The sequence below is a fragment of the Bacillus sp. FSL R9-9497 genome (assembly GCF_038005805.1).
Classification (GTDB): domain Bacteria; phylum Bacillota; class Bacilli; order Bacillales; family Bacillaceae_G; genus Bacillus_A; species Bacillus_A cereus.
The window spans coordinates 457,101-469,158 of the sequence record NZ_JBBOTY010000002.1 but is presented as its reverse complement, the minus strand read 5'-3'; the positions used below and the strand labels follow the sequence as shown (position 1 = coordinate 469,158).

Here is a 12,058-nt window from a genome sequence, read left to right as displayed (position 1 = left end):
TATCTCTCATTCCCTCGTCTACCGATTTTAATATCCATATTTCTTTAAGTACACGTATATATGATTTGATTTTATACGAAAAACCATGAATTATTAAAAATTTAGTTTCAGATAGAAGACGTAGACCATAGGAGTTGATGTCCCTTAACCCGCAATACATTCCTGTTTTTTTTATTGATACAAGATATAAATCGTCAGTTTTAACTATATAGTTGAGAAGGAATGCTAAAAAAAGAAGGAGGATCATGATGAAATATCAAACAATATTTCCCTCATTAAAAAAATCGCTTTTTATCTTTATACTTTCTTTCAGTATGTTAATTTTCACACTCCCTACCTCTACCTTTGCACAATCCAATAACAATGCAATTCCTGTTACAAATTACTATGTATCTCCAACAGGAATTGACCTCAATTCCGGTACATTAGATCAACCTTTCGCTACCATTCAAAAAGCTGCTAATGTCGCAAAAGAAGGAAGTACAATCTACATAAGAGGCGGAGTTTATAACCAAAAAGTTCGTGTCGCTCGTTCTGGTGCCTCAGGCGCACCCATTACTTTTCAAAATTATCAAGATGAAAAAGTCATTCTCGATGGTTCTAAAGTCAAGTTAGAAGATGATGGGTTATTTACAATAGAAAACAAGAATTATATTCAAGTAAAAGGATTAGAATTTCGTAATTTAAAATCAACGAAAGTTAACGAAACCCCTATTGGTATTTATATCACTGGAACAGGAAGTTACATTGATATTAGAAATAATTATATTCACCACATTGAAGCAAATGTTAAGGATGGAAATGCACACGGTATTGCTGTATACGGTACTTCATCTAGTGCAAAAAATAATCTAAATCATATTGTGATTGATAATAACGAAGTAGCAAATTTGAAATTAGGATTGAGTGAAGCCATTGCTATGAATGGGAATGTAGATTCCTTTGAAGTTACCAATAACAAAGTACATGATAACAACAACATTGGAATTGTTCTGATTGGACATGAAGGCGTATCTCTAGTAGCTGCTTTAGATCAGGCACGAAATGGAGTTGTTCGTAATAACATTGTCCATCACAATTCATCCATCAATAATACGAGTTATAATGAATATTCCGCTGATGGTATTTACGTGGATGGTGGGAAGGAAATTATCATTGAGCAAAATCAAAGCTATGAAAACGACCTCGGTATTGAAGTAGCTAGCGAACATGCAGGAAAAAGCGCAAGCCAAATTACCGTTAGAGAGAATACGATATCCAATAATATCATGAGTGGCATTGCAATTGGTGGATATGATAGTCAGCAAGGATATGCTGAAAATAACACAATTACAAACAATGTGATTTATAAAAATGATACAAAAGATCAAGAGAGTGGCCAAATCGAATTAAATTACGATACCCGCAATAATGTGATTACCAATAACCAAATCTATGCGAGTAATAGCCGTATTTTTATTAGCAATAATTTCAATAAAAATACTGGCAACAAACTTGATTACAATCATTACTATGGGGAATTCGATCAAAGTAATGGCTTATGGCAATGGAAAAGAAAAACATATAAAGGATTTTCATCTTATCAATCAGGTATGAACCAAGAAGGAAATGAACAACATAGTGTATTTAACAAATTATCACCTGCGTTCAAATTAATTGAAAAATAAAGCAAATCTACTAAAACAGCTGTATCTTAGCTTATTTCATCTCCCCTCTTCTATAAAAGTGAACGTAGAGGAGCTATCAATCTCCATTATTAACATTAGAATTGGCACCTTTTATATATTGCATACAGATGTTTGCAGCTCTCTTTTATCTACAAACCAGGTATTCGCAAATTGATGTTGATTTGTAATGAAATTTAAACAAAAAAACACAAACCCATAGTTTATGGTAAACAAAAAGACTCCACTTTGAAAAAGGTTTAATCAAAATGGAGTCTTTTGTTAGAAATCTGCATTTAGTTTTTATAAAAAAGATTGTTCAAAACTCATGAACATATCTATCATAATCATTTACTCATACATGAACTATTCTTCAAACCAAAACAGAACTTCAAGAGGTGCTTTTAAAACCTTCGCAATATCATAAGTAAGTTTGAAGGAAGGATTATATTTTCCATTTTCGAGATTGCCAATTGTTTCTCTTCTAACACCAACCTCCTTGGCTAAATCTTCTTGCGACATATTTAGCTTTACTCTATATTCTTTCATTCTAGTCTTAAGTGGCATCTTGCATTCCTTTCTTTTCTCTGCGCTCAAATATTTCTAAATTAATTATAAATGTGCCTAAAGGTATGAAAAATGAAATTATAACGAATAACCGAATTATATGTAAATTTTCTAATATAAAAACACTCAAAAGTAGTATACTTCCTAGTACTACTGCTACGAAAAAAGCCCTTGTAGCAGCGATACGAACATGTAGCATAAAAAGCTCATCTGGTACTACTTTTGCATATGCGAAAAAGAAAAAGAAACCGAAAAAATAATATGCCCATGAAATATTGCCTAAAAGTGTAAACGGACCTAAAAAACCCAAAAAACCGAGAAATCCTAAATAAGACAATTTATTTTTCATAAAAACCTCCATGTGATATATTTCGCTCTTTATGTTATGAATATATCACATTAACTTGAAAATAAAAAGGACTGAAAACAGTACAATTTTTATAAACGATACTTCTATTTAATAAAGAATACAACTTTATTAAATAGTAATAGTAACACAAACACATATTATATGATAAATAAGAAGAATCTGACATAAGCTTGTTCAAAATGGATTCTTTTTTTGTAAACTAGTATGCGATTTTTATAAAAAATTTGATCGTTTTGTTACCCATTATTTTGTTTCGTTCTCCGTCAATTTAAGTACCCTTCTTCAAATTATATTTAATAGGGATAAATATAATGGCTTTTAACCACTATGTTTGTGATACTATATATATTAATAATATCAATACAATGGAGGTCTACAACATGAAAATCCTAAAGGAATTTCTCAACAAGCCATCTATTAAATACCCATTAGCTATAATTTCAGCTATAGCAATAATAAAAACAGGCTATGATTTAGGTTCCTTCATAATAAAATTTAAACATATTTAAATCGTAAAAAGGAAATTGATCCTTTTAACAAATGGTCCATTTCCTTTTTATATTTTATCGCATCTTTTTTCAAAACATAGTGACTTTATTTAATAGAAAATATAAAGCTTCTGTATAAAACATAAAGCTTTATATATTTCCCCCTTTATAACTCATTTAGATAATTCATTTAATATATGTTTATTCATATAATTTCCACTCACAAAATAATAATTACGCGCCAATAAAAGCAAAACCTTTAAAAAATAAGGAAAGTCCTTCTCGTCATTTACTGTTACAGTTAACTCCTTAATCTCATCCCAATTTGAACGATTACGTATTTCACAAGTAATACGAGGGATATCTTCATAAAAATATTTAATATCAAAACTAATATTCATATTAGAATTAACATCTTCTGTATATAAGCTAATTTCGGATTGATAATGCAAAGTAGTAAGAAAAGATTCTAAAATAGTAATGAAAGCCGAAACTAAATCAAAAAAAGCTTCTATATCACCTATTTTAGGAATTTGATAATTATGTTCCATTTTATTCCTAATCTTATTAAATCTAGAAAGAGAAAAAGAATTAAAAACACCAATATCTTTAAAAAATTTAAGTTTTTGATCTAAACTTAAATTTTTCTTCCTAAATACCTTTATCTTCAAGACATATAAACATGTATCTAATTGACAATCAATTGCCCTTCTCAAATGAGAAACACAATTTATCAAATGTATATGATTAATATTTGTATCATCTTTCTTTAAGTGCAAAAGTTCGTGTTCTGCAAATTGTAAATAATCTCGTGCAAATAAATCAAAATCAGGAAATTCAAAATTACTTCCACCTGCTGAATCCATTATTAAATCGGTGAAATTTTCTAATAAAAACTCTCTTAATTGTTCAGACCTGCTAATAGTAGTAATTTCAAACATAAATTATCTCCTTTATTAAAAAATATACAAGTGTTATTCAAAAAAACGTCGCCACCACGAATCATTCTTGATACTTTCAAATTGATATTTTGTTTCTTGTACTTCTTTTATAATTCTAATCTTCTTTTAATTTATTTCCTATGTTTTTTCTCAATTAATTTGTTTATTTTGAAGTTCTGCAACAGTCTTCCATAAATCCGTAATTTCTTGCTTCTGATCTGCTATTACCTTGATAGCTAAAATAAACTTATTAATCATTTGTTGAAACTTTTCTCAAATCTTTATTTGCATAATCATCCCTTTGGCTTCGCATCGTTGTTGCAGTTTTTTCTTTAACATCAATATTCCTTGCATTCATCCGGGATAAATCCTCTTCTATTTCCATTACAGTTAAATTACGATGGAAACCCTTCTCAATAAATCGATCCCTATTAATAACGCGCTGTTGATTCTGGCTATTCAATTCTTTTGCTATTTGAGAAATAGCAAATAATTTCCAATCCATTATTGTACTCTTTTCTCATATTAAATTTTATTCTTTTTTTACAAATCCTTTTATAATTAAAACTTCTTTCTTTTGTTTTTCTTCTATATAACATTCAAGATATAATTCTCTAATCAAACTTGTTAAATCTAACACTTCATATTTCCTCACAGAATATACCAATAAAAATGTAGACTTTAAAGATGATAATACACAACTAGTAATAAAATAAAAACAACACATAATAACGGCAATTTCTATAAAAATAAAATTTAACATAAAAATATGTCCACTATTAGTAATATCAATTTTAGCATCTCTAAAATTAAATACTGTTTGAATATAATAAGTGCATAGAGGAATTAATATGCTTATAAGTACAGATAAACGAGATATATTAAACCGATTTTGATATTCTTTTTCTAAAACATCCATAAATACCTTTAAGTGTTCCTCATTATAAAATCCTTTTTCTTGAAAATGTTGACGTAATTTGATTACTTTTTCATCTCTAAGCGATTTTAAGTCGTTTAAAGTCATTAAAAATTTTGTATCTGCAACAAATAAAACGCATTTAGAGACTTTTTGTTTAAAAGTTAGACCTTTAAAATGTCCTAATCGTCCTTCAATTCTATATATTAAACAAACAAAAGAGATAAAAGTTATAATTGCTAATATTGTTATTACTACATAATATTTAAATCCATGTTGACCTAAAATTATTGTAAAAAAAAGTAAAATCATTAATAATAAACAAATTAAAGCATATACTTTTTCTTTAATAAATACTTTAGAATTACTAATGTTATCTTCATAAAAATTTAGTAACTGTTGTAAATGCGTTTCCATCGTATAACCTCCTCAATATATTTACTAACCTATTTTACCATTAAACATAATGTTAAGATTATATAATATATAAAACTTAAATTATTTCATAGTCGAATTATACACTGTATTAATAAAAATCAATTTCGCTAAGCCTCCCTTTCCAAAGATATCTTTTACACATTTATACAGGGAGTTAAACTTAAAAGTCACACATAAATCAAATAATCTCGTTACAGCACTTCTCAAGCAGGCTTCTCACGGATCCCCCAAAACCAAGATCGGCAAAGCCGAGTGAATGTTCTTTAAGAGCATTTTTCCCTTGTGGGATCTCGGACTCCTGGATGCTTCGCATCACGAATCTGTTAAAAAACATACTTCTGTTCAATTTACTTAAACACCTAGAAAGAAAAGCGAAAACACCGAGAATTACTAATTCTTCGTCAAAATACAGTTCATAAAGGAGAATTAGTCCGCAGACAAGAAATAAAAACAGATGCGCCCGAGTAGCAAGATAGCAATAACCCCTGAAATTAAAATTAAATCTGAACAGATTGAAGAATCCACTACAAAAGATCTAACAAAGCAACAATAAACTGAATATAGATTTGAATTATATTTCTCAACAACCAAAATTACTTAATGTGGTAAGAAATAATCAGGTTGGCACCCAATTCCATATTACGATGGTTCCAGTCGCAGGAAGGCGCCTTTGTGTGTCTTTTCTTTTGTTTGAAACACATTCTGGCAAAATTCTTGTATCTTTGTTGATTTACGCCTCACATAAACCAACAAACTTCGTATATATAATTTGTTACCCTAAATGGGTTGACAATACGAACCGTTATAGGAGGATTTTGTGAATGGTAAAAACAGCATGTGTAAGTATGATTACTGGCATTCTTTTAATATGTTCAACAGGATGTGCCACTCAAACTGATTCTATTACAGCTAAAACTCAATCAATAGATGATGGCACATATACAACAAAAGAGATCACAGACGCATTTCCTGTAGGAACACCCATAACTACTTACATTCAAAAAGAAGAAAAACTGAACGTAAAACATCTCACCAATATTTCACTTACAGATGGTGGCGTCGGTAGAGTTCTGGAAGCAACAGATGGTTTTGTTGTTGTATGTGGGAATGAAAAAGGAGTTTTTGATGTGTTAACATTTAAAACTCTGGAAGATGTAAAGAAATATGAACAGAGTTTAAAGCGATAATTAATATCCTCCTTATGCCTTTTACACAGACATTGTCCTCTTGCTCTTGCTATGGCCTTTTCTAAGGACAGTATAATTGCGCCATGAATACACACACGTTATAATAGTCACCTAATTACATATTAAGAGGTGCTGAAAATGAATAAAACTGAATTAACAAAAGTAGTAGCAGAAAAAGCTGAACTTACACAAAAAGATGCTGCAGCAGCAACACAAGCATTATTAGATACAATAACAAATGCGTTAGCAACTGGAGAGAAAGTACAGATTCTTGGTTTTGGTACATTTGAAGTACGTGAAAGATCTGCACGTACAGGACGTAACCCACAAACAGGTGAAGAAATGCAAATCGCGGCTTCAAAAGCACCTGCTTTTAAAGCTGGAAAAGAATTTAAAGAGGCAGTGAAATAATTACACATAGTCAAAAGGCTTTCCACACCCCAGCTTTGCCCCCTACCCTTCGTATATCCTGTTTTGGCTAGCTAATCTGGTTTGTTAAGGGGGAAAAGAGAAGGAGGGCAAAAAAAAGAATCCTTTAAAGATCAGGATTCTTTTTTTTGAAGTATCGCCTATTGTGAAGTATTTTTATAAGAATGTGTAGTAGAAGGTTATAGCAAATCCGATTATAAAGAGTAATGATACGAGGAGATAAACTCTTTTTTTGTTATCTTTTGCTATTATTTTATCTAGTGTAATAAAAATACCAACAATACCTGCGATTAATGCGAATTTAGAGAATTCAGATGGATATGTGAAGGCAACTACTGCGAAACAAGCAATAATCAATGTTAGTCTATAAAACAGTATTCCTTTAGACATTTCCATTTGAGGAATCACACCCTTCTTTTTATATTTGACTAGCAGCGCAACCAATTGCGTAACCAGCTAGACATCCAAGACAACCACCACATGCATATGGACTAGCAAATAAACATCCTCCACATGCACCTTCGCAAGCCCATTTAGCCCATTGAGGCATAGTTTTCCAGTTGTTTTTAATACAACGTTGAACATCTTCCCAGTAACCTGCTTTTGCATTGTTTTCTTTTAAGATTGATTCACTTTTTCCATCAGTGAATAATTTCATCTGATTAAGTTTTCCATCTTTTGAATTTAGGTCTAAAGTCCCTACATTTTCACCATCTAATGTTTTTACTGTTAAAAGAATCGTATCACCATTATTTGGTGTTTTCAACTCTAAAAATGTAGGGTCTGCAAACTTACTTTCAGATTCGTTAAATCCTACAGTTAGATATTGTTTTGTATCATTAGATTTAGGGTTTTCTTTTGAAGGAATTATGATAGCCGATGTTTTATTCTCTTTATAATCGACTTTAACAGCTTCTTTCCATTCAAAATCTGCTGTGGAATAAATACTTAATTTGTTTTGTTTAAGATCAGTTAATTGTTTTTTTACTTTGTCCAAAATTTGTTCGTCAGCAAATTTATTTGTTTCGTTTTTCGAAAGATTTTCTGGTTTTTTACAAGGTACACAATCGATCTTTTTTTCTTTGGTATTATTATTAATATTGTTACTAGTATTATCTTGTGCAAAAACTTTTTCTAAATTTAGTGAGTATGGTTGAAAAACTCCAAAAGCTAATATAACTACGACAAAAACTAATCCTAAAAATTTTTTCAAACTAATACAGCTCCCTTATAAGTATAATTTCTCCTCACCTCCATAATAGAACAAAAAATGAAAATTTTTAATATTTTTCTAATAATTGGAATATGCTGTTAGCTTAGAGAACTTTGATATATTCCGTTTTTCATTTATTTAAAAATCAGATTATAAAAAAACACCTTCAAGAATGAAGGTGTTTTTTTCTTATAAGTCAGCGTGTGTTTGTAATAAATAATCTGGTCTTGCTGGTGCACCTCCACCGTCTCCTATATTTACAGCTTGATTTTTAAAAGAGTCGTTTAACCCTAACGATAGAATACTAATTAAAGATATTCCAAGTATAGTTAGATAGATTTTTTTCATTATTTTAACGCTCCTTTTTCTAATTCATTTTTTTGAGCTGTATTGCTCATGTAAAAATATTGACTTGCTTTGTTATGGTTATTTTCTTCATAAAACTTTAGAGCTAAGATATCAGCATATTCTTTTACGCATTCCCATAGTTTTTCTTGTTTGAAATAAGTAATACCTTCTGAAATAAATATTTCTAAAGTTAATGTAGGGACATTGTTGTTGAGGGCTTTTAAAATTTTAAAACGATGTTGGAATTCTTGATTGTTAAAATCGTTACTAAGTTTTAATCCTTTTTGAATTAGTTGATCGCTGTAATCATGGTCATTTATCTTATAGTATTCATATGCTTCTACGAAAAATGCTTTGAAATGGTTTGGATTGTTCTTTGTTACTTCAGATACATGACGAATCGCGAGTTTAGATAAATTTTGTTTTGAATATAACCAAGCTAAATTATGTCTTACCATAAGGATAGAATTTTTATGGTTATTTTTTTGGAATGTGTCTAGTGCCTTATTAAATGACTCCTCAGCTAATTCGAAATGTTTTAAATCAATACAGCACAGACCTATAAAATTGTCACATAGTGCTACATTTATTTCATAACCTTCATGTTTTAAAAATTCTTCTTTAGCTAATTTTATATAATCAAGAGCTATTACTTGTTTATAGATTTGATAATAAAAATATCCCATTCGATAATTAAATTCAGCATGTTCTATTGGATCAGGAATGTGTATTAATAGTTCTTTAGCTTTTTCATAGTGTTCACTTGCTTCAGTGTAATTGGATGTTAAAGTAGAATGGAATGCTTTAAAGAAGTGATAATAATAACCTAGGAAGTCATCTGCTGGAGTTGTGAAATTATCCATTTCATCAAAACTGCTTTCGTTAATACTTATCCAATCTGTTAATGCTTTGTATCTAAAATCTAATAAAGAATAATATAAGAGTACGTTTTGATTTTCTTTGACATTGTTAATTTCATTGTCTATATACTCTTTTAATTGTTTTGCTTTAACTAATTGTTGTTTTAACATGGTTTGATACCAGTCGTTTAATAATTTTGTTATTTGTTCATTTTCTAGTTGAACATTCATAGAATCTTCCCCTTTTCCAAAATTATCTATATCTAATGTAAAACTATGGTATCATGGTATTACATTAGATTAACCTTTAAATAAGTTGATATATATAATTTTGAATATTCCGTTCATTTTACCTTTAATTTTATTGCGACCTTTATTTAGTATGGTTTTAGCAAAAAAATACTAATAAATCCAGGGCACATTTATGGACATAATGAAGGATATTACATACGTTTATCATACACCTATGCTTAAATTTTAAATTTATTAAATTTAATATATTAATTAATAGAAATCACCCATACACTTTAATGTTAGGTCATTGCCATCAAGTTAAGAAATTCATTATCCTAAAAATGAAAAAAATGATTTGTCATAAATTGGTGTAGAGAGATAAAAATTTTCTTTTTGTGGGTATGTTAAAATTTTAGCTTGATGGACATATGTCACGCCCCCTATTACTGATTGTTGTTAGAACTGCTGCTCCCACAAGAAGAATATCTGAAAAAATTATTTTAAAACAAAACCTCTTTATAAAAGAACACAAGCTCGTATACAATAAGAACAAACGTTCTTTTGTTTAGGAAGGAATAACAGTGTATGACTATTCTATCTTACCGAATAGAATCATCTTATGTGTTGATTTACGTAGCTTTTACGCTTCTATAAGTTGCATCAAAATGGGGTTAGATCCTATGTATACACAATTGGCAGTAGTCGGTGATGTAAATAGAAACGGTTCTTTCGTATTAGCTGCCACTCCCCCATTAAAAGAATTGGGAGTAAAGAAGATGGCCAGATTATACGAGCTTCCTCGAAGAAAAGACATTCTTGTTATAAATCCGATTATGGGAACATACATTAAATGCTCTAATTACATAACAAAGTTAGCTTTGCAGTACGTTCCTATTGAGGATTTTCACCAATATTCCATCGACGAGTTCTTCATGGATATTACGGATAGCATTCATTTATTTACTAACGATCCCTATGAATTTGCGTTGAAATTTAAACGTGAAATATATGCAAAAACACAGATCGAATGCACAATAGGAATTGACCCTAACCCTTTAATGAGCAAAATAGCTTTAGATATAGATGTAAAATAAAATAAATTTACGTAAACATGTTTAAATCATTATAAAGGAGCATAAAAGAATGCAAGAGGTTCAAATAAGAAAGAATGCAGTAGGAGCAATTATTCATAATGATATTAAAAACTATCCCTATTTAAATATACCTATGGTTATTAAAGAGAAAGATGGACAGATTTATGAAGTTATAAACACTGGTTTTCACACTAATAATGCAGTAAGAATGATAACAACGGACGATTTTGCTACAACCAGAGTAAATACACCGATTGTAACTGTAAAAAACAGTGATGGTAATATTCAAGTATACCGCTTGCCTTTAGAATTGGAATCTTGGGTAATTTCTTGTATGCAGGCTGCTTCTGCAGGAAAAATTTCATTTCCATGTAAAGTTTCCTTTGGGATTATAGATACAAAATATTATGTTGAATTCATTTAAAATTAGAATACATTTAACATTTGATGTAAATAAAGACGGAACACCAACATTTTGCAAATTCTGTACGTCAAGACTAAATCTCTTAATCAAACCATATTTTATTATACGTACCAAAACTAATTACCAACAACAAAATAGCCTAAAAAATATTAAACATCCTTTATTAACGATATTATTAATGTCAAATAAAAAAAGAAGAGAGAAAACATTCTCTCTTCACCAATAATATTTTACAGAGTAAGTAGGGTAAAAAACTATATAGAGATGAACCACGAAAATACTTTACCTAGTGAATTATATCATAAATCACTCTAAAAAATACATATCACATACAATTTTGTTTTATTTATGACAAAATTGTTAAATATTTGAATGCAGAAAGGCTTTATATCTAAATGAATAGAATGGTGTTGGTGTGGTAATAAAATTTAAGGAGGCTTTCTATTATGTTTTCAAAAAAACAAAAATTATTAACAGTAGTTACAACATTAACATTAGGGTGCGGATTTACTTTTGGCTTAACACCTGCTTCTGCGGATACTGCCAATAACACTTCTCCAATTAAGGAGGAACAGGTACGAATACAAATACCTTTCACGGGCTATGTTATTTCAGCAGACGATAATTACTTAATTGTTGCTGATACTTTTACGAAAGAAGAAGCACTTTATTATCAGCATAATTGGTGGGAGCTAGTTTCCCAAAATAAAATTTTAAGAGTACCTGTATCCAATGGTGAAAACTACAAATTAGGTGAAAAATTAAACGTATACGCTGCTGCTTGGACTTACTCTTTACCACCAATCGCTATAATGCCAACAATTGAAAAAGTAGTTGATTAAATACTGCTTATCTAATAAAAGAAACATTGCCCTAATTAGAGCA

14 protein-coding genes and 1 pseudogene are annotated in these 12,058 nt (G+C 29.8%); 6 read left to right on the top strand and 9 right to left on the bottom strand.

Annotation, left to right across the window (positions count from 1 at the left end):
* The first annotated feature begins 248 nt into the window (after positions 1–248).
* Positions 249–1,667, top strand: a complete 1,419-nt coding sequence (locus MKY21_RS29810) for a right-handed parallel beta-helix repeat-containing protein (RefSeq protein ID WP_341078341.1) — start codon at positions 249–251, stop codon at positions 1,665–1,667.
* A 363-nt stretch (positions 1,668–2,030) separates the two neighbouring features.
* Here MKY21_RS29810 and MKY21_RS29805 read toward each other — a convergent pair whose 3' ends face one another.
* The 5 genes from MKY21_RS29805 to MKY21_RS29785 all read right to left on the bottom strand — a co-directional run bounded on the left by MKY21_RS29805 (position 2,031) and on the right by MKY21_RS29785 (position 5,363).
* Entirely contained in the window at positions 2,031–2,231 is a 201-nt protein-coding gene (locus MKY21_RS29805) for a helix-turn-helix transcriptional regulator (protein ID WP_001128812.1), read from the bottom strand.
* Positions 2,221–2,580 carry a DUF3796 domain-containing protein gene (locus MKY21_RS29800; protein WP_074642482.1) on the bottom strand — a complete coding sequence of 120 codons (360 nt, stop codon included), beginning with the start codon at positions 2,578–2,580 and terminating at the stop codon, positions 2,221–2,223. The genes MKY21_RS29805 and MKY21_RS29800 overlap by 11 nt, the downstream gene beginning before the upstream one ends.
* A gap of 682 nt (positions 2,581–3,262) precedes the next feature.
* On the bottom strand, positions 3,263–4,030 hold the full coding sequence (locus tag MKY21_RS29795; RefSeq protein WP_097919159.1) for a hypothetical protein: 768 nt from the start codon (positions 4,028–4,030) through the stop codon (positions 3,263–3,265).
* 250 nt (positions 4,031–4,280) lie between these two features.
* Positions 4,281–4,535, bottom strand: a complete 255-nt coding sequence (locus MKY21_RS29790) for a hypothetical protein (RefSeq protein WP_098446996.1) — start codon at positions 4,533–4,535, stop codon at positions 4,281–4,283.
* 27 nt (positions 4,536–4,562) lie between these two features.
* Positions 4,563–5,363, bottom strand: coding sequence for a hypothetical protein (locus MKY21_RS29785; RefSeq protein WP_098281513.1), 801 nt, complete (start codon positions 5,361–5,363; stop codon positions 4,563–4,565).
* An 842-nt stretch (positions 5,364–6,205) separates the two neighbouring features.
* Here MKY21_RS29785 and MKY21_RS29780 point away from each other — a divergent pair.
* Positions 6,206–6,571 carry a hypothetical protein gene (locus MKY21_RS29780; protein WP_000241080.1) on the top strand — a complete coding sequence of 122 codons (366 nt, stop codon included), beginning with the start codon at positions 6,206–6,208 and terminating at the stop codon, positions 6,569–6,571.
* 138 nt (positions 6,572–6,709) lie between these two features.
* Positions 6,710–6,982, top strand: a complete 273-nt coding sequence (locus tag MKY21_RS29775) for an HU family DNA-binding protein (protein ID WP_001043942.1) — start codon at positions 6,710–6,712, stop codon at positions 6,980–6,982.
* A gap of 174 nt (positions 6,983–7,156) precedes the next feature.
* Here the strand turns inward: MKY21_RS29775 and MKY21_RS29770 are convergent, their stop codons facing one another.
* The 4 genes from MKY21_RS29770 to MKY21_RS29755 form a co-directional block, all read right to left on the bottom strand.
* Entirely contained in the window at positions 7,157–7,396 is a 240-nt protein-coding gene (locus MKY21_RS29770; protein ID WP_002182105.1) for a hypothetical protein, read from the bottom strand.
* Positions 7,397–7,418: 22 nt separating this feature from the next.
* Complete coding sequence (locus tag MKY21_RS29765) at positions 7,419–8,213, bottom strand: hypothetical protein (RefSeq protein ID WP_000713970.1); 795 nt, start codon at positions 8,211–8,213, stop codon at positions 7,419–7,421.
* A 189-nt stretch (positions 8,214–8,402) separates the two neighbouring features.
* Positions 8,403–8,561: a Phr family secreted Rap phosphatase inhibitor gene (locus tag MKY21_RS29760; protein ID WP_000725639.1), complete on the bottom strand. Its 159-nt coding sequence runs from the start codon at positions 8,559–8,561 to the stop codon at positions 8,403–8,405.
* Complete coding sequence (locus MKY21_RS29755) at positions 8,561–9,652, bottom strand: response regulator aspartate phosphatase (RefSeq protein ID WP_086423697.1); 1,092 nt, start codon at positions 9,650–9,652, stop codon at positions 8,561–8,563. The genes MKY21_RS29760 and MKY21_RS29755 overlap by 1 nt, the downstream gene beginning before the upstream one ends.
* 584 nt (positions 9,653–10,236) lie before the next feature.
* On the opposite strand from MKY21_RS29755, the pseudogene MKY21_RS29750 reads away from it, so the two are divergent.
* The 3 genes and pseudogenes from MKY21_RS29750 to MKY21_RS29740 all read left to right on the top strand — a co-directional run.
* A pseudogene (locus MKY21_RS29750) lies at positions 10,237–10,746 on the top strand (Y-family DNA polymerase); the annotation flags it as partial.
* Between the two features lie 52 nt (positions 10,747–10,798).
* A complete protein-coding gene (locus MKY21_RS29745; protein ID WP_001158653.1) occupies positions 10,799–11,173 on the top strand; it encodes a hypothetical protein in 375 nt (124 codons plus the stop codon).
* A 446-nt stretch (positions 11,174–11,619) separates the two neighbouring features.
* Positions 11,620–12,015 (top strand): DUF3221 domain-containing protein, encoded by a 396-nt coding sequence (locus tag MKY21_RS29740; RefSeq protein ID WP_000491767.1) that lies wholly within the window; start codon positions 11,620–11,622, stop codon positions 12,013–12,015.
* The last annotated feature ends 43 nt before the right edge of the window (positions 12,016–12,058 follow it).